This window comes from Eubacterium sp. CAG:161, assembly GCF_000432355.1.
GTDB lineage: Bacteria > Bacillota > Clostridia > Lachnospirales > Lachnospiraceae > Eubacterium_G > Eubacterium_G segne.
In genome coordinates this window covers 42,008-60,572 of record NZ_HF991859.1, presented here as the reverse complement: position 1 = coordinate 60,572, position 18,565 = coordinate 42,008, and the positions used below count along the sequence as shown (strand labels likewise).

The 18,565-nt window shown below is 35.8% G+C and carries 16 protein-coding genes and 1 riboswitch; of the genes, 7 read left to right on the top strand and 9 right to left on the bottom strand.

The features are described 5' to 3' along the window. The 3 genes from Q5O30_RS04470 to Q5O30_RS04460 all read left to right on the top strand — a co-directional run. On the top strand, positions 1-656 hold a 656-nt coding region (locus Q5O30_RS04470; protein ID WP_302674578.1), incomplete at its 5' end, for a hypothetical protein. Positions 657-743: 87 nt separating this feature from the next. Further along, positions 744-3,125 (top strand): YfhO family protein, encoded by a 2,382-nt coding sequence (locus tag Q5O30_RS04465; RefSeq protein ID WP_021952558.1) that lies wholly within the window; start codon positions 744-746, stop codon positions 3,123-3,125. A gap of 66 nt (positions 3,126-3,191) precedes the next feature. After that, complete coding sequence (locus Q5O30_RS04460) at positions 3,192-3,992, top strand: SDR family NAD(P)-dependent oxidoreductase (RefSeq protein WP_021952557.1); 801 nt, start codon at positions 3,192-3,194, stop codon at positions 3,990-3,992. 239 nt (positions 3,993-4,231) lie between these two features. Here Q5O30_RS04460 and Q5O30_RS04455 read toward each other — a convergent pair whose 3' ends face one another. Continuing rightward, positions 4,232-5,125: a cation transporter gene (locus Q5O30_RS04455; protein WP_302624597.1), complete on the bottom strand. Its 894-nt coding sequence runs from the start codon at positions 5,123-5,125 to the stop codon at positions 4,232-4,234. Between the two features lie 188 nt (positions 5,126-5,313). Here Q5O30_RS04455 and Q5O30_RS04450 point away from each other — a divergent pair, with 188 nt between their 5' ends. Together Q5O30_RS04450 and Q5O30_RS04445 are read left to right on the top strand one after the other, a co-directional pair. Next, a complete protein-coding gene (locus Q5O30_RS04450) occupies positions 5,314-6,129 on the top strand; it encodes a MerR family transcriptional regulator (protein ID WP_021952555.1) in 816 nt (271 codons plus the stop codon). 83 nt (positions 6,130-6,212) lie between these two features. Then, complete coding sequence (locus tag Q5O30_RS04445) at positions 6,213-7,643, top strand: N-acetylmuramoyl-L-alanine amidase (protein WP_021952554.1); 1,431 nt, start codon at positions 6,213-6,215, stop codon at positions 7,641-7,643. Here the strand turns inward: Q5O30_RS04445 and Q5O30_RS04440 are convergent, their stop codons facing one another. Next, positions 7,644-8,339, bottom strand: a complete 696-nt coding sequence (locus Q5O30_RS04440; RefSeq protein WP_021952553.1) for a class I SAM-dependent methyltransferase — start codon at positions 8,337-8,339, stop codon at positions 7,644-7,646. It abuts the gene before it with no gap. 153 nt (positions 8,340-8,492) lie between these two features. Between Q5O30_RS04440 and Q5O30_RS04435 the strand changes: the two genes are divergently transcribed. Both Q5O30_RS04435 and Q5O30_RS04430 read left to right on the top strand, forming a co-directional pair. Then, positions 8,493-10,715 carry an ATP-dependent helicase gene (locus Q5O30_RS04435; RefSeq protein ID WP_021952552.1) on the top strand — a complete coding sequence of 741 codons (2,223 nt, stop codon included), beginning with the start codon at positions 8,493-8,495 and terminating at the stop codon, positions 10,713-10,715. 94 nt (positions 10,716-10,809) lie between these two features. Further along, a complete protein-coding gene (locus Q5O30_RS04430) occupies positions 10,810-11,064 on the top strand; it encodes a hypothetical protein (protein WP_302674577.1) in 255 nt (84 codons plus the stop codon). Between the two features lie 328 nt (positions 11,065-11,392). On the opposite strand, the gene Q5O30_RS04425 is transcribed toward Q5O30_RS04430, so the two are convergent. The 7 genes from Q5O30_RS04425 to Q5O30_RS04395 all read right to left on the bottom strand — a co-directional run bounded on the left by Q5O30_RS04425 (position 11,393) and on the right by Q5O30_RS04395 (position 18,476). Then, entirely contained in the window at positions 11,393-12,328 is a 936-nt protein-coding gene (locus tag Q5O30_RS04425) for a cation diffusion facilitator family transporter (protein ID WP_021952550.1), read from the bottom strand. Between the two features lie 110 nt (positions 12,329-12,438). After that, positions 12,439-12,524: riboswitch (NiCo riboswitch) on the bottom strand. A 543-nt stretch (positions 12,525-13,067) separates the two neighbouring features. Further along, positions 13,068-13,691, bottom strand: coding sequence for an AAA family ATPase (locus tag Q5O30_RS04420; protein WP_021952549.1), 624 nt, complete (start codon positions 13,689-13,691; stop codon positions 13,068-13,070). A 63-nt stretch (positions 13,692-13,754) separates the two neighbouring features. Beyond that, positions 13,755-14,465: an ABC transporter ATP-binding protein gene (locus Q5O30_RS04415; RefSeq protein ID WP_021952548.1), complete on the bottom strand. Its 711-nt coding sequence runs from the start codon at positions 14,463-14,465 to the stop codon at positions 13,755-13,757. A gap of 12 nt (positions 14,466-14,477) precedes the next feature. Continuing rightward, positions 14,478-15,239 carry an ABC transporter ATP-binding protein gene (locus tag Q5O30_RS04410; protein WP_021952547.1) on the bottom strand — a complete coding sequence of 254 codons (762 nt, stop codon included), beginning with the start codon at positions 15,237-15,239 and terminating at the stop codon, positions 14,478-14,480. Beyond that, positions 15,239-16,300 (bottom strand): branched-chain amino acid ABC transporter permease, encoded by a 1,062-nt coding sequence (locus Q5O30_RS04405; protein WP_021952546.1) that lies wholly within the window; start codon positions 16,298-16,300, stop codon positions 15,239-15,241. Before Q5O30_RS04405 ends, Q5O30_RS04410 begins: the two co-directional genes overlap by 1 nt. A gap of 9 nt (positions 16,301-16,309) precedes the next feature. Further along, complete coding sequence (locus tag Q5O30_RS04400) at positions 16,310-17,194, bottom strand: branched-chain amino acid ABC transporter permease (RefSeq protein WP_021952545.1); 885 nt, start codon at positions 17,192-17,194, stop codon at positions 16,310-16,312. Between the two features lie 118 nt (positions 17,195-17,312). Then, a complete protein-coding gene (locus Q5O30_RS04395; protein WP_021952544.1) occupies positions 17,313-18,476 on the bottom strand; it encodes an ABC transporter substrate-binding protein in 1,164 nt (387 codons plus the stop codon). Positions 18,477-18,565 lie beyond the last annotated feature (89 nt).

Here is an 18,565-nt window from a genome sequence, read left to right as displayed (position 1 = left end):
TAATGGTTTTTGCCTATATTTTATACCGCAGGGGTACTTACAAAATCAGATATTTTTGTCTGACTTTAGGAACAACTTATTTGATGTTGTCGGCATATAGAAGCATATTTATATTTGCCACAGGAGCATTGTTCCCATTAGCATACTATCTAAAGGATGTGTATCCACCTGAAAATAAAAAGTCCCAAGAGTCAAACAGAAAAAATGTTAATATACTATTAGTAGTATTGTGCATTGCAATTGTGGCAGCGGTAGCAGTTAAATTTATAAAATATGATGATTCTTCTGCTCAGGCAAAATGTAAGGGAGCAGTTGAATATTTAAAGGCAAATTATAATCCGGATGATGTGGTATTATTTACCACATATGAAGATGGAGGATACGCGGAGTATTGTGGATTTAAGCCATATATGGATGCCAGGGCGGAGGTTTTTGTTAAGAAAAATAACGGTAAGGCAGATGTTATGAAAGAGTATAACAGGCTTGAGGATGGGGATATTTATTACAAGGATATATTTGATAAGTATAAATTTACTCATGCAATTCTTTACAAAAAGGGACTGCTATATACATATATATCAAAAGATAAGGATTATAAACAGGTTTACTCGGATAAAAACAGGGCAATTTATGAGTATGTTGGGGAAAATAGATAAAACATCACATTTACATCATATTTAATTTTCCAAGAGTATGTGCTATAATACACCTTAAATATATAGAGAAAAGTTTTAAGGTGTGCTATGAAAAAGAAAAATAATTTATTTACATATATAATTTCCATGGGACTCCCGGCAATAATTTTGACAGGAGTTCTTTTATTTGTGGAAAATTACCCTTTTGGAAATAACAATTTTGCCCTGTGGGATATGGATTATCAGTATCTGGATTTCTTTCAGTGGTTAAAGAGGGTGGTTAATGGAGAAGCAAATATTGCATATTCATTTGGAAAATCCTTAGGAGACAATACCATAGGACTTTGGTCATTTTATTTATCAAGTCCCTTTAATCTGCTTTTGTTTTTCTTTAAGGATATCCAACTGTTTATTGTGGTTTTGGCAATTACAAAAATAGCCTTTGCAGGTCTTACCTGCTGTATATACTTAAGAAAAAGGTTTGAAAATCTCTCAGGGATGTGGGCGGTTTTATTGTCTGTGTCCTATTCTATGATGACCTACAGTATAAAACAGATAACCAATATCATGTGGTTAGATGGAGTAGTTTTTCTGCCTCTTGTAATGCTTGGGGTATACAGGGTAATTACTGAAAATAAGAAAGTATTTTTGTACATAATAACGGTAGTTGCGGTTATATCCAACTGGTATACGGCATACATGATTTGCCTGTTGTCAGTATTTTATTTCGTATATGAGGTAAATCAGCTTAATAATCAGGGGTTGAAGCAAATACTTATAAAATTCAAAAATTACTGCCTGACAATGGTACTGTCAGTTTTAACCACTATGTTTTTCTTTATTCCTATGGCTATTCAGTTGTTAAATGGAAAAGGGATAGAGCATGAAAAATTTTTCAGGTTTCAATTTCGATGCAATATATGGGATGTAGTTAAGGCACTATTTCCAATAAATGCAAATGTAGATAATTCAAATATACTGATTTTGTTTTGCGGCTCCTTAACGTTAGTAGGCACAATATTATATTTTGTAACGAAAAACATTGGAATCAGACAGAAAATATGTGGTGGAGTTTTACTGCTTGTTTTAATTGTATCTGATGTATTTTATCCAACGGAAAAAATCTGGAACGGCTTTAGAAAAGTGGCATCGTATTACAGCAGATTGGCTTTTGTAATATGCTTTTTCATGGTGCTTCTGGCTGCAACTTATTTTAACACAAGAAGAAAAATAAAGAATTTTAAAGTTGTGGCAGTGATTTGCACCATTTTAGTTGTAGGAGAACTTTTTTACAATACTAATATTTATATTTCAAGCTTTAGTATTAAAAATACAAAAGAGTACAACAGCTATGTAAGTAATGCCCGAAGGCAGATTAATGAAATAAAAAACTATGATAACAGTACATTTTACAGAGTGGAACAAACAGGAAGCAGAGTAACCAAACCTAAAAATACTTTTGGAGCTTTTAACGAAGGTATGGCATATGGGTATATGCCGTTAGCTTCTTACAGTTCTACCTTTAATAATTCCATAATGAAGCTTTATTCAAAATGTGGATATAGTGAGTGTAAGAGGGTGATTATATATAAGGAACCTATTTTAGTAAGTGATTCTCTTTTGGGAATAAAGTATCTTTTAAGTAAAAAGGCACCTTTAGGATACAAAAAGGTAAAAAGCATAGAAAAATATAATAAAAAAAGTGTATACGAAAATCCTTATGCATTAGGGTTAGGATATTTAACCTATAAAGATGTTTATAAGGATATAGTAGCGGAAAATTCTTTTGAATATCAAAACAAATTATTAAGTGGCATTGTAGGTGAACAGGTAAATGTGTTTAAAAAAGTTAAGTCCCGGAAAATTTCTAAAAACGGAAAAATTACCTGGGTAATGAATAGTCCAAAATGCAGCAATGTGCTTTATGGATATCTTACAAGGCGATATGAAAATAAAGTGGATTTGTATGTCGATGGAAAACTAAGAACGGATTATGGTCAGTGGAATTCATATAAAACCGTTCAAATTTCTCAGGATAAAAGGGGACAAAAACATACAGTGGCAATGAAGGGAAAAATATTTAAAACAAGTGGAATCAGAGGCATGTTTTATTATTTGGATATGGAGGAATTTAGGCGTGTAATAAAACTTCTTAAGAAAAATAATTTTTTCCCTGACATAATGAAGGATGGCTATGTTGAAGGAGACTATAATGCCGGAAAAAAGGGACAGCTTCTTCTTACAATTCCTTATGATAAAGGCTGGAGCATTAAATGCAATGGCAAAAAAGCAGAGGTTAAAGTTGCTCAGGGAATATTTACTGTTATAAATGTTGATAAGGGAAAAAATCACATTGTTATGGAATACCACACACCGGGATTTAAGGCAGGAATAATAGTTTCAGTTATGGCATTGTTATGCTTTATATTATGGCAGGTAAAGACAAATAAAAGAACATATAACGTTGACCTGGCAAATTCAAAGTGTTAATATCTAGTTGTCGGGCTTATGACAATCAAAAGTAAGCTAGTGACAATTATGTCTGGAGGTGTTTTTATGGGATTTTTGAAAGGGAAAACTGCAATTATCACCGGCGGTGGAAGAGCAGTTTTACAGGATGGAAGTTGTGGCTCCATAGGATATGGTATTGCTACTGCTTACGCTAAAGAAGGTGCAAATCTTGTTCTTACAGGAAGAAATGTTAAAAAGCTAACTGATGCTAAAGAGGAACTGGAGAGCAAGTACGGAATAAAGGTCTTACCGGTACATGCAGATATTAGCGCAGGTGCAGAAAATGAGGCAATTGTAAAAGAGGTTGTTAAAAAGACAATAGATGAATTTGGACGTATTGATGTGTTAATTAATAATGCCCAGGCATCAGCTTCAGGAGTAACCATTGCAGACCACACTACACAGCAGTTTGATTTGGCAATGTATTCAGGAGTTTATGCAACGTTTTATTACATGAAAGAATGCTATCCATACTTAAAGGAAACAAAAGGCTCGGTTATTAATTTCGCTTCAGGAGCAGGATTGTTTGGAAACTTTGGACAGTGTGCTTATGCAGCTGCAAAAGAAGGCATAAGAGGTCTTACAAGAGTTGCGGCAACAGAGTGGGCAGCAGATGGAATCAATGTAAACGTGGTATGTCCTTTAGCCTGGACAGCACAGCTTGAAAACTTTGAAAAGGCATATCCTGAGGCATATAAAGCCAATGTAAAGGTACCGCCTATGGGACGTTTCGGAGATGTTGAAAAAGATATTGGACGCCCTTGTGTACAGCTGGCATCGCCGGATTTTAAATATATGAGTGGTGAAACTATTACATTAGAAGGTGCATTGGGACAGCGACCATAGTTGTAGATAAAATTATAAAGAAATTAAAGACTGCAGTGAGGGTATTTTCATTTACCTGCCTGCAGTCTTTTTATAAAATTATCCTAATTTCTCTAAAATTTTCTTAACATCGTATTCAGGAGCAAAGTCTTTAGCTACGTCATATATTTCTTTAATTTTGGCAACATCCTCTTCTAAGTCATCAGCAATCTGATTAACGGATTTTCCTTTGGATAATGTTTTACAGTTAGACAGTAATGCTATATTGCCGGAACAATTTCCACGGATATCTGATCAAATTTATTTTCTAAGTCCTTTGTGATATGTTCCTGTATCCTCTTAAAATCCTTAATTTTTACAACATCATTTTTGCTTTTAACATAAACCTCAATCCATGTTTTACGTCCGGTCTGGGTTACATCAAGAAAATCAAGGCTGTAGTCATAATTTTGAATATCCTCATTAACAACCTTTCTGATTTCATCCATAACATCCTGTTCAGGGGAGAAAAGAACTAACTCCTTAAGATTTTTTATAATCTGTAAAACCGGTTCCTTAACCAGGAACAAAGCCACAACAATGGCTACAGATGAGTCAATGTAAGGTATTACAAAGTTAAGCTTTGTATTTGCCAAAAACAGCTGGAATAAAAAAGCCACGGAAATTCCAAGAGTGCTTACAATATCAACCTTCCATAAATATAATTCCGATTTTATAATCATGGAAGAATATTTACGGCTTAAATGCTTCAACATCAGCAACATAACAATGCAGCCACCACAAAGGGAAGCTTCATAAATTAACACGTTTAATGCATTAACTGTGTGTCCGCCGTGTAATAATACAACTACATTTGAAGCAATCATATTAATAACCACAATCAAAAGAACAACATATTTAATTAATACCAATAATGATTCAATTTGTGAACAGCCATAAGGTTTCTTTTCAGAAACAGGTTTATACAGAAATGGAACCAATGCAAACATTGGAAGCAAAAGAAGTAAATCAAATAAATCGAATATTCCGTCAGTCATTACGGTTTTAGAACCCAACAAAAATGAAGCTATAATTTCTAATAAAGTAAATGCAATGGTGCCTCCCAGTGAAAGCTTTAATATTTTGTTTTCTATTTTGTATTTCTCATCTTTCATAATGAATAAAAAATAATCCTTTCCAAAGAACAATAAATTTTATTGCCTTTTTTGTTCTACAATATAATAAAGTCTGGTATAATACTAATGTCAATATGCCTAAATACAGATATAATACCTAAAAATACTTATTATATCTATTATAATTGGCAAACAAACATTAGTATAATACAAGGAAAGAAACGAAAATGAAGCGAAAAAAGACTTTTAACATAGGAGAATTATCAAGATTATTTAATGTAAGCACGGATTCCATACGTTACTATGAAAAGATTGGAATACTTAACCCATTGCGAAATCAGGAGAACAATTACAGGGTTTATACCTTATCAGATATACGTCAGCTTACCATGATAAGAGAGTTGCTGGGACTGGACTTTTCCACCGAGCGGATAAAGGAATTTGATAAAAATCAAAATGTGGAAACCACTAAAACATTACTTACGGAGGAACTTAATATTGTTAATCAAAACATAGTTGAGCTGTTTGAAAAAAGAATAAGTATTGAGGCAAGAATTAAGTCCTTAGAAGAAAATATGAATCACACTGATTTAGAAAACATCAGGCTTAAAAATTTTGAAGAGAGACATTGTGTAATGATAAGCGAATCCAATTTAGATGATGATGACGTGGATTATTATCTTGTTAAATATATGCAGTCCCACAAAAACAAAGTAGACACAATAGGAGCCTGTGACTGTTATGTGTTAGACACAAGCAAAGTAAATGACGAGGACAATTCCTATATTACAAAGGGGGTGTTTTTCTATTCTGACACACTTTTATATAATAGTAATTATTCCCTTCCTGCCGGAAAGTACCTGTCTATTTTCTATAAAGGTTCATCTACAAGAACCAAACAGGGAGTGGACAAGCTAATAGCTTACGCTAAAGAACATCATCTGAAAATAACAGGTGATCCCATAGAATTTTGCCACATAGATGATTATGAAACATCCATAGAGGAAGAATGTCTTACGGAAATTCAACTTCCGGTAAAATAATGAATGGAAATAGTGTATTTTACAGTTGAACTGAAGGGGATAAGTGTTAAACTAAAGTTAATAAATATAAAAGGTGGTAGCCTATGAATAAAAAGACAATGAAAATGATAATTGCATCAGGAATTATTGTAATAGCAGTGACTATTTTGGCGGGAATTAATAATACGGGATTTAAAATGCCGGGTAGAGCTACGGTTAATTCTGTAATAGAGGCGGAGGAGACTTCTACAACGGTTACGGATTTTGAAAAAGAAAGACCGGTAATAGCTTCTATTGTTAATAACAGGAATGGCATTGCCATAACATGGAATAAAATAGAGGGGGCTACAGGCTATTATATTTACAGGGACGGAAAGAAAATCTGTCAGGTGAAAAAGGAGACAACTAAATATACAGACAAAGGAGCAAACAAAAACGGTACTTTATATGGATTTAGCATTATGGCGTATAAAACAATTAATGGAAAAACATATAAAAGTGTGATTTCTCCGGAAGTTAAAAGCTGTTTTCTTAAGGGAAGCAGCATTGATATATTAACCAAAAAAGCAGGAAATACTCATGTTTCCTGGCGCAAAAACAGTAAGGCTAATGGGTATCAGGTACAGTATTCCACAAAGCAAAGCTTTAAAAAAGCAGGGGTTAAAACAGTAAAGGGACAAAACAAAAAATCTGCAAAGCTATCTAAACTAAAGAATACAAAGAGCTATTATGTAAGAGTAAGGGGGTATGTCAGGAAAGGAAAAAAGAAATATTATTCACATTGGAGTACCTGTGCCAAAATAATTCCATGGAATGGTAAATGGGAGTTTGCAGGTTATTCAAAAATACATACAGATTCAGCTACCTTATATTTTTCAAGTGCACCTAAAACTAAGAAAAAAACAGTGTGTATAAATGCAGGTCATGGAACTAAAGGAGGCGAAAGTGTTATGACTTTATGCCATCCTGATGGCAGTGGAAAAGTAACGGGAGGAAGTACGGCAGCAGGTGCCATAAGAGCTACGTCAATTAATAGTGGAACTGTTTTAAATGACGGAACCACAGAGGCGCAGGCTACACTGAAACTGGCAATGGTAGTGAAAAAGAAGCTTTTAAAAGCAGGTTATAATGTTTTAATGGTAAGGGAAGGCGAAGATTCTCAGATAGACAATATTGGAAGAACGGTGTTTGCCAATAACTGTGCCGATTATCACATTGCCCTGCATTACGATTCTTCATCATCTGATAAAGGGGCATTTTATATTAGCGTACCTGAAAATCAGTCATATAGAAATATGTATCCGGTTTCTAAAAATTGGAAAAAACACAATAAATTAGGAAAAAATCTCGTATGGGGAATGGAAAATGCAGGAGTTAAAATATATGGGAAGGGGGAAATGGCAATTGATTTAACTCAAACCTCCTACTCTACCATTCCATCGGTGGATTTAGAGGTAGGAGATAAGAGCAGCAATCATTCAAACAAGGCATTAAAAACCATTGCTTCCGGCATTGTTAAGGGCATGAATAAATAATTACCTTTTTTCTAACAAAAACAGACGGTTCATGCCTTCCTGCCATGGGTATGGAAACTCTAAATATCGTAAAATGTTGTAGGACTTTTCAAAGCTTTGTTTCCAGGATGCCGTGTCAAGTTCACGGTATCTTAAAACCCCGTCTTCCTCAAAAAGATTGTCCTTAATCTGGGTCATCCCCCATTCAGCCATATCGGCTTTGTCGTAATAAGGATTTAATTTTACAAACATTAGACCTTTCGGGGATAAAAGATCAGTAAGGCGATTAAAGGTTTTTACAGCTACATCTTTAGGCATTACGTCTAAAACATTTGACAGTATTATTCCGTCAAAGGAGCCTTCCTCGTAGCTGTCAAAGTAAGATATGTCTCCTATATCGAAGTTAAGGCTTTTATAATTATTTAAGGAAGTCATTTTGCGGGCATATTGGATGCCTGTTTCTGACAAATCAACTCCCAGACCAAAATTCATATTTCCAAATTCATAGCATTGAAAAATCACATCTCCGGTGCCACAGCCAAAATCCAAAATATTTTTACATTTGCTGGCAAAAATATCTAAGCAAATATCAAACATAGGCTCCACGGAAAGAGATTTTCCTTTTAAATCAACGATTTTGCAGTGGGAGTAAGTTTCGTTCCACATATTAACGGCACGATTGTAGTCCTGTTTTATTATTTCATCTTCTTTGTTCATTTTGCACACCTCTTTTTAGTATTTTTCAGTATTAACACAATTATAGATTCACTTTTTAAAAGAATCAATAAGTTACCGGAATGTTTTGTATGGGAAAAAAAGTCCGATTATGCTATTATAAATGTGTTTAAAAAGAGATTTAAGAGGATTTACATGACATTCGGGGAATTTATAAATAAGTACAATATACAATTAAATGAGCAGCAGTTAGCGGCAGTGAAATCTGTGGAAAAGCCAACTCTTATTCTGGCGGTGCCGGGAAGTGGAAAAACCAGAGTTCTTATAACAAGACTTGGCTACATGATTTACTGCCTTGGTATAGAGCCTGAAAGTATTCTAACCCTGACATACACAGTGCCTGCCACCATGGAAATGAAAACACGGTTTGCAGAGATGTTTGGACAGGAGATGGCAGGAAAACTTAATTTTAGGACAATTAACGGTATTGCAGCAAAGATTATTAACTATTTTTCGGAAAAATCTCATAAGGAGGTTTATAATCTGTTAGATAAGGAAAGTGACAGGTATCGTCTTTTGGCGGAAGCCTATACAGAGGCGGTAAACAGCCGACCTACGGAAAGCGATTTGATGAATCTGTCCACTAGAATAACTTATATTAAAAATATGATGCTTTCAAAGGATGAAATAGCAGTTTTGGGGGAAAAGGAAGATATTCCCATACATAAAATCTTTGACATATACAATAAGAAACTTAGAGACGGCTTTTTGATGGATTATGATGACCAGATGATTTATGCCATAAATCTGTTAAAACTATGTAAGGATTTGCTTAGAGATTTTCAGGAAACATACAAATATATTTGTGTGGATGAGGCACAGGATACTTCAAAAATACAGCATGAGTTAATAAATATGTTAGCGGGAAAGTACCGGAAACTGTTTATGGTGGGGGATGAAGACCAAAGCATATATGGATTTAGGGCAGCATATCCGGAGGCACTTATTTCTTTTGAGGAAAATTATCCCGGGGCAAATGTTCTTTTAATGGAGGAAAATTTCAGGTCTGCCGGGAAAATAGTTAAGGCGGCAGATAGGTTTGTCAGTAAAAATACAATGAGGCATGAAAAGCATATGAAAGCCACAAGAGACATGGGAGTGGATATTAAGACAATAAAGGTAAATGATAGAAAAGACCAGTATTCCCATTTAATAGAGGCTGCAAGACAATGTCAGATGGAAAAATATGAGATAGAGCAGAGCCGGATGAAAAAGTATCAGACAGAGCAGAGCCGGATAAATGGGGTAGAATCCGGGTTTGAAGAAAAAACAATGGGACAGAAAGTAACGGCAGTGCTGTATCCGGAAAATGAGTGCATTTTGCCGGTTATAGACAGATTAGAGCGAATGAATATCCCATATTATGTGAAAAATAATGACCTGACATTTTTTTCAAACAAGGTGGTAAAGGATATTAGGGATATAATTTTATTTGCCCATGACACAAAGAATACTGAATTGTTTACCCGGATTTATTATAAAGTCTCCACTTATATAGGCAGGGATTATTTAGATAGAATATATAGGTTAAGCAAAAAAGAAGATATTCCCATATTGCAGGCAGCTCTTAAAATACCTGAAATTCCTTCAGGAACTAAGCAAAGTGTTGGAAAAATAATCAGACAGTTTGAAAATCTGTTAAAGGATAATGGAGGACAGGCAATAGGCAGAATAGCCGGTACTATGGGTTATAATGACTATTTGCGGCGGTATAAAATTAAAACTGACAAAATAGACATTATTAAAGCTATTGCTTCCATGGAACCGTCGGCTATGAGAGTGGTAGAAAGGTTAGATGAACTGGCGAAAATAATCAGCACTAAGAAATTTAACAAAAACAGTAATTTTGTGCTGTCTACTATTCATTCAAGCAAAGGTCTTGAATATGACAGGGTATTTATAATGGATGGAAAAGACGGGATATTTCCATCTAAGATTATTGCCAGACCTGAAAAAGCGGATACAGAGAGCCTAAAGGAGTATGAAGAGGAGAGAAGGCTTTACTATGTTGCCGTTACAAGGGCAAAAGATGAGCTGGTTTTGTTTACTTTTGTTAACGCATCAACTTTTTCAGATGAATTGCTGGGGCTTGAAAAGGCAGATAGAAAACCATCAAGGTCAGGAAATACAATTTGTGTAAAAAATGGCTTAGTGGAAAAAACTAAAACCATTGATATAAGCGATGCCCGGTATAAAGAAAAGCTTGAAGAAATAAAGAGAACCGGAAAGGTTGTTCACAAGAAACTTGGGGAGTGTAAGGCACGGGTAATAGACGACAGAATGGTGGAACTGGAGTCTAAAACCAAAAAGATAAAGTGCGACTTGAGGGTTATGCTTAAAAATCAGTTGATAGAGTAAAATGTAAATACACAGTCGAAATCTTCATATAAGTGGACTTTTTAATGAAAAAGTAGACATTGGGGACGAAAAAGTGGACATTGAGGGAACAAAATTGGACATTGGGGGCAAAAAAGTGGACATTGAAAGGGTACTTTCCGAAAAAGAAAGCAATTTTTCTGTAAAAACGAAAGTTCATATTCATAGACTTTTTGAAAAATTTGGATTTGATGAAGTATTTGGAAGAAGTGCAGTTATGGAACTTCTTGAACTGAAAAAATCAGGTGCATCAAAACTGATTTCTAATCTGGTACAGGCGGACATTATTGAACCGGTGTCCGGTCACGGAAAAAGGAAAGTACAGATTTAAAAAATAAATACCGGTATCAGGGATGTAGTAAAGCCTATAATTTATGAAACGGTATAGGATTACCGTTTCATAACTCTGCTCTGCAGAGCACGCTCCATCGGAGCTGGTCAACTACGCTTTTGAAACACCTGATGTGTTTCAAAAGCTATATTTTTAAAAATATAATTATAGTTTAATAAAAGACTGTAGTTCAACAACTTGAACATACAGTCTTTTTGTGTACTAATTATTATTTGTCAGGGGTAGAGTCTGTAAAGCGTTGCAGAGCACGAAAAAGCTTAATAACTGGTTATTTCTTATTTGCTAAGAGATACTAATTACCAACTTATTAACATTTCCCCTCTTCCCCTTCATAGGGATTAACATGTATCATAATATGTTTAACCTTTGGGAAGCGTTGTTCGATATTTTTGTGAACATCCTCCGCTACAGCGTGAGCCTTTTCTAAAGAATAACTTGCGTCAACCTCGATTTCCAAATCAATATAGATTTTATTTCCAAAGATTCTTGTTTGCAGCAGGTCAATGCCTAAAACATCGTCATGGCTGATTACATAATCATAAATTTCTTTCTCTGTTTTTTCGTCGCAACAATGGTCTACCATTTTGTCCATGGCATCTTTGAAAATACTATATGCAGCCTTGGCAATGAAAACAAAAATAACAAGACTGGCGATAGAATCCATAATAGGGAATCCTAAAATAGCTCCACCTACACCGATTAAGGCACCAATGGATGAAAAGGCATCTGAACGGTGGTGCCATGCATCAGCCATTAAAGCACTGGAATCTAACTTCTTAGCATAATGGCGGGTGTACCAGTACATAATTTCTTTAGTGGCAATGGAGACGATTGCTGCCACAAGGGCAAGGACTCCGGGAACTTCCATTGTTTCATAATTTCCCTTTATAATATTTTCCGCCGCATCTACACCGATGGCAAGACCGGTAATAAAGAGAACCATTGACAAAACAATGGCTGCCACACATTCCATTCGCTCGTGTCCGTATGGGTGTTCCCTGTCGGACTCTTTTGAAGCCAGCTTAATTCCTATTATTACCACAATTGTGCTAAAAACATCAGATGCCGAATGAATGGCATCACTTATCATAGCACTGGAATGTGCCACAACTCCGGCAAAAAGTTTGAAAAGTGATAATAGCACGTTTTCAATAATTGTAATAAAGGATACTTTGTTTGCAACCTTTTGAAAATCAAGGGTATCAGAATGGCTGCCTTCGGTCATAACTTTGTCTTTTTCCATATTAGTTACCTCCATAATATAAGATAGTTCTATGGCACCAGATATATGTGAGATTTTTAATATGCTTATAAAAAAGTATAAAAAAACACCCACGAATCAGTATAAGCAACTACTGTCCCGTGGATGAATAAATTCCACTGCCATGTTACGGCCCGACTCCTTAACCAAAGTTAATGGTCTGATCAGTTTGTACTGTAGATTATATGCAGTGCAAAGAGTATATTCATAGTAGCACATTTATTAAAAAGCGTCAATTAATTTATGAAGGATATAATAAAATTAATTTATTAATTTATGAAGGATAGGATAAAACATCAACTTATAAAATATGATAAAGGTAAAAGTGTGAAACCACTGAAACAAACCGGGAAAAGAAGAATTTCATAGTCAAATCCCGGTACGAATTGCCTCTTCCCCGTCTGAAATCAAAGAAAAGAACCGGGAAAACAAAAATTTGATGAAAAATTCCCGGTACGAATTGCCCCTTCCCCGGCTAAAACCACCGAAACAAACCGGGAAAACAAAGATTTCATAGAAAAGTCCCGGTAAAAATCACCAAAACACTGTGACCTTTGCCGGCTATAAGCGATAAAAAGCCTTCAAGTGCACCAGAAAGCCCCAAATACGTCGAAAAGTCTCATAAAAATATCATTGCCCATCACTATCCCTAAATATAAAAAAACTACCCGGAAATATCATTGCTTCATTTCCGGGTAGCATTTAAATATCTATCTCTTATTTACTTACCAAATCTGATTTTAGCATAGGCTTCAATTTCTTCCACACACTTTTCAAAACCAAGCTTGCCACTGTCTAAGCACAAATCATAGTCTCTGGCATCCGTCCATTTATGACCTGTGTGATAGTAGTAGAAATCAGAACGGTATTTGTTGGTACGTTCGATTTTACGCTGCATTTCCTTTTCGCTCATGCTATTTCTTTCCATGGCACGGGCAAGGCAGAAATCCTTGTCAGCATGAATGTAAACACTTAATACATTAGGTTCATCCCTTAATATGAAGTTAGAACATCTTCCAACAATAACGCAGGACTCCTTCTGAGCCAAATCCTTAATTACCTTTGCCTGATAATTGAAAAGGTTATCATCAGAAACGAATTCCTTATCTTCCGGTGGAAGGAGTTTACCTTCATAAGGGTGACTTAAAGTATGAAGCCATCCGGCACGACGGATTTTCTCGTCAGACATACCAAAAAGTTCTTCATTAATTCCACTATCCTCAGAAGCCATTTTTAAAATATCACGGCTGTAAAAGTTGACACCTAGTTTCTGAGCCAGCATGGCAGCAATTGTCTTTCCGCCACTTCCGTATTGACGGGAAATTGTAATAACAACATTCTCCATTTTACTTCCCTCCTTCTTTACATGTAATGCCATATTCTAAGGAAAAATGACATATATATTCCATTATTCACCAAGGTATGCCTTCTTGATAGAGTCATTTTCAAGCAGGTCACTGGCTTTACCCTCTAAAACAATCTTACCTGTTTCTAAAACATATGCTCTGTCAGCAATGGATAATGCCTTTTTGGCATTCTGTTCAACTAAGAGAACAGTAGTACCACTTTTGCTGATAGACTGAATAATATCAAAAATTTCATTAACAAGAATTGGTGAAAGTCCCATTGATGGCTCATCCATCAAAATAATAGACGGTTTTGACATCAAAGCACGACCCATGGCTAACATCTGCTGCTCACCACCACTTAAAGTTCCGGCAGCCTGATTCTTTCTTTCAGCCAGTCGTGGAAAACGTTCATAAACACTCTTTAAATCAGCTTCAATATTATTTTTATCTTTTCTGGTATAAGCACCAAGCTTAAGGTTCTCATATACGCTTAATTCCGCAAAAACACGTCTTCCCTCAGGAACATGTGCCATTCCCATAGATACAATTTTGTGAGCCGGAATCTTTGTAATATCCTTTCCCTCAAAGAGGACTTTACCTTCTTTAGGAGAAAGCAAACCGGTAATTGTATGAAGAGTAGTGGTTTTGCCGGCACCGTTAGCGCCGATTAAGGCAATAACCTCACCTTTGTTTACTTCAAAAGAGATACCCTTAATTGCCTGTATCATACCATAATATACTTCTAAATCTTTTACTTCAAGCATTGCCATAACGGTTTCCTCCTATTCTCCAATATAAGCCTTGATAACTTGTGGATCATTTAATACAGTTGATGTATCACCCTGGGCTAAAACTTCACCAAAGTTAAGAACAGTCAACTGTTCGCAGATTCCGCTGACAAGTTTCATATCATGTTCAATTAAAAGTATTGTCATATGGAAATGATCTCTTACAAAACGAATCATATCCATAAGCTCTTCTGTTTCATTTGGATTCATGCCGGCAGCAGGCTCATCTAATAAAAGAAGCTTTGGTTCCGTTGCAAGAGCTCTTGCAATTTCCAATTTTCTCTGCTGACCGTAAGGAAGGTTCTGGGCTTCAACATTTGCATAATCTGCCAGTCCGAATACATCAAGAAGCTCCATGGCAATCTTATCCATTTCCTTTTCCGTTTTGTGGAAACGTGGAAGACGGAGAATACTGTCTAATGTAGAGTAATGATGCTTATTGTGAAGCCCTGCCTTAACATTATCAAGAACCGTCAATTGAGAGAAAAGACGAATATTCTGAAATGTTCTTGCAATCCCTGCTTTACTTATATCAATAGTAGATTTTCCTGTAATATCCACATTATCAAGAAGAATTTTACCACTGTCAGGTTTGTAAACTCCTGTAAGAAGGTTAAAAATAGTAGTTTTTCCGGCACCGTTAGGCCCGATAAGGCCATAAAGCTGCTCTTTTTTGATATTAATACTAAATTCATTTACTGCCCGGAGACCGCCAAATGAAATTCCCAGATTTTTTACACTTAATAAATCATCCATTATTTTGAAGCCTCCTTTTTCTTCTTCCCAAAGGAAAGATATTTTTCACGCCATTCAATTGCCTTAGGAGCCCAGTTAAAGAGCATCATAATAATTAAAACAATAGCATAAATTAACATACGGTAATCTGACAATCCTCGAAGCAATTCCGGTAAAAGTGTAAGAATAACCGCAGATATAATTGAACCTCTGATATTTCCAATTCCACCAAGAACAACAAATACAAGAATGTTTATGGACATATTGTAACCGAAGTTATTAGTATTTGCCGTAAGGTTTGAAAGGTTGTGTCCGTAAAGAACACCTGCTGCACCTGCCATACCGGCAGAAATGGTAAAGGTCATAAGTTTATACTTTGTAATGTTAATTCCGATAGATTCAGCAGCAATACGATTATCACGAATAGCCATAATTGCACGACCGTCTCTTGAATGAATCAGATTTAATACTATAAATAACGTAATAAGGACTAAAATAAATCCAATAAGAAATGTTGCATCTTTAGGTGCACCGGTAATACCCTGAGGACCATTAACTAAAACCTTTCCGTCAGGATCCATGTTAAGGGACATAACATCTTTTGTGGAAAAATGAAAACCTTTTGAATCTTTTCCAATGTAAAGTACATTTACAAGGTTTTTAATAATTTCTCCAAAGGCAAGAGTTACGATTGCAAGGTAGTCACCCTTAAGACGAAGTACAGGGATTCCGATTATAATACCGAAAATGGCTGCAACCACAATTCCAATTAATAAAGCAATAAAGAAACGAAGAGAGGAATTGGTAATGGTATCGGACATGGTTTTTGAGAAAAATGCACTGGAAAAGGCACCAACACACATAAATCCCGCATGACCTAAGCTTAATTCACCAAGAATACCTACTACTAAGTTTAATGAAATTGCAAGTATTATATAAGTACAAAGAGGAACCATTAATCCCTGAAAAAGAGATGAAATCTGTCCTGAACCAATAAGTATCTGCATTGCTATAAATGCTACTATAACAATACCGTAGGTGATTAAGTCGTTCTTTTTTTGTTTTGATAATTTCTTTAACATAATATTCACCTACACTTTCTCTTGGATTTTTTTGCCTAAAAGTCCTGTTGGTTTTACTAAAAGGACAATAATTAATACTGCAAATACAATGGCATCTGCCATCTGGGAAGAAATATATGCTTTACCAAATATTTCAATAACCCCAAGAAGAAGTCCTCCAATAAATGCTCCCGGAATAGAACCGATTCCACCAAATACAGCAGCAACAAAGGCTTTAATACCGGGCATGGCACCTGTATAAGGTGTAAGGCTAGGGTATGCGGAGCATAAAAGCACTCCGGCAATAGCTGCAAGACCTGAACCAATGGCAAAGGTAAGGGCTATAGTACCGTTTACGTTAATACCCATTAAAAGGGCAGCTCCACGGTCTTCTGAAACAGCACGCATTGCCTGACCCGGTTTGGTCTTTTGGACAAACAGCATTAAACATACCATAATTACAATACAAACCAAAATAGTTACGAAAGTTTCGCCGGAAATATTTAACTTTCCTCCTGCAAGAGACAATCCCTTCCATGAAATAACTGATGGGAAGGTCTGTGCGTTAGCACCGAAAAGTAAAAGTGCAACGTTTTGCAACAGATAACTGACACCGATGGCGGTAATAAGTACAACCAAAGAAGATGTAGCATTTCTAAGAGGTCTGTATGCAACTCTTTCTATAACAATACCTAAAACTGTACAGATAACTATAGAAATGAGTGTTGCCAAAAGCGGGGATAATCCGGCATTTGTCATGGAAAGTAAGGCAACATAACCACCTATCATAATGACATCCCCATGAGCGAAGTTAAGCATTTTTGCAATACCATATACCATGGTGTAACCAAGGGCAATTAATGCATAAACACTTCCTAAGCTTAATCCGTTAATAAGATACGACACAAAGCTCATGTTTTTCCTCCTATTTTTTATTATTATACCATTTATAAGCAAAGAGAGCCTGTACGAGTGAAAAAAGCTCATACAGGCAATCTTGCAAAAAATCAATATTAACCTATTTTAATTTACTTTATTTAACTTTGTATGCACCCTTTTCAACAACGACAACTGTTGGCAACTTTGAAGGTTCTCCATCAGCAGACCATGTAATTTCTTTACCTGTAAGGCAATCCATCTTAATCTGTGTCATAGCTGCCTTTAATGCATCACATATATCTGATACGCTCTTATCAGGTGTAACCCCTGATTTTTCAATAGCTGCTTTAATTGTGTATACACAGTCGTAAGCATCAGCAGCAAACTGAATAGGTGTATCACCAAAAGCATCCTTGTATGCTTTTACGAATGTCTGAGTCTTTTCGTCTTCGGCATCAGCTGTAAACGGTGTAAGGAACATAAGTCCTTCTGCAAGGCTCTTGTCAAATCCGTCAAGGGCAAGGATTCCGTCCATACCATCGCATCCGAAATACTTAGGTGTAAAGCCGGCTTTCTTAGCCTGAGCAAGAATTAATGAAGTTTCCTGATAATAAATAGGAAGAAATACTAATTCTGCTCCTGAGCTCTGAGCTTTCTGAATCTGAACAGAGAAATCTGTCTTGCTGTCAGCTGTGAAAGCTTCAGCTGCTACAACATCAAGTCCTTTAGCCTTTGCTTCTTCAGCAAACTTCTGATAAATGCCTGATGAGTAAGGGTCTGAACTGTTATAAATAACGGCTACCTTAGAAGCAAGCTTGTTATCAGCTATGTAATCAGCAGAAGCAGAACCCTGGTTAGGATCTGAGAAACACATACGGAATGCGTTATCATACTGAATAGATTCAACAGCTGTAGCTGATGGTGTAAGCTGGAACATATTATCATTGTGTGTGTTCTCAACTACTGCAGTACATGGGTTAGATGTAACTGCACCGACTAACATCTGCATGCCCCAGTCCTTTAAACTGTTGTAAGCATTAACAGACTTTTCTGCATCATTCTGGTCATCTTCAAATTTATATTCAATCTTCTTTCCGTTGATTCCACCGTTTTTGTTAATTTCATCAACGGCAAGCTGTGCACCGTTTTTAACAGCCTTTCCGTAAATTGCAGCATCACCTGTTGTAGGTCCGATACCACCAATCTTAAATGTATCAGTTGAACCTGTACTCTTGTTTTCTGAGCCTCCGCAGGCACTCATTGATAATGCCAATACAGAAACTATTGCTAGGCTTACAGCCTTTTTCCATAATTTCATTAGAAATTCCTCCTTATTCTTTATATTAAATAGATTATAATAGGTATGGTAATTTTAATCAGAAGTTTTGTCAATAGAAAATGAAAAAT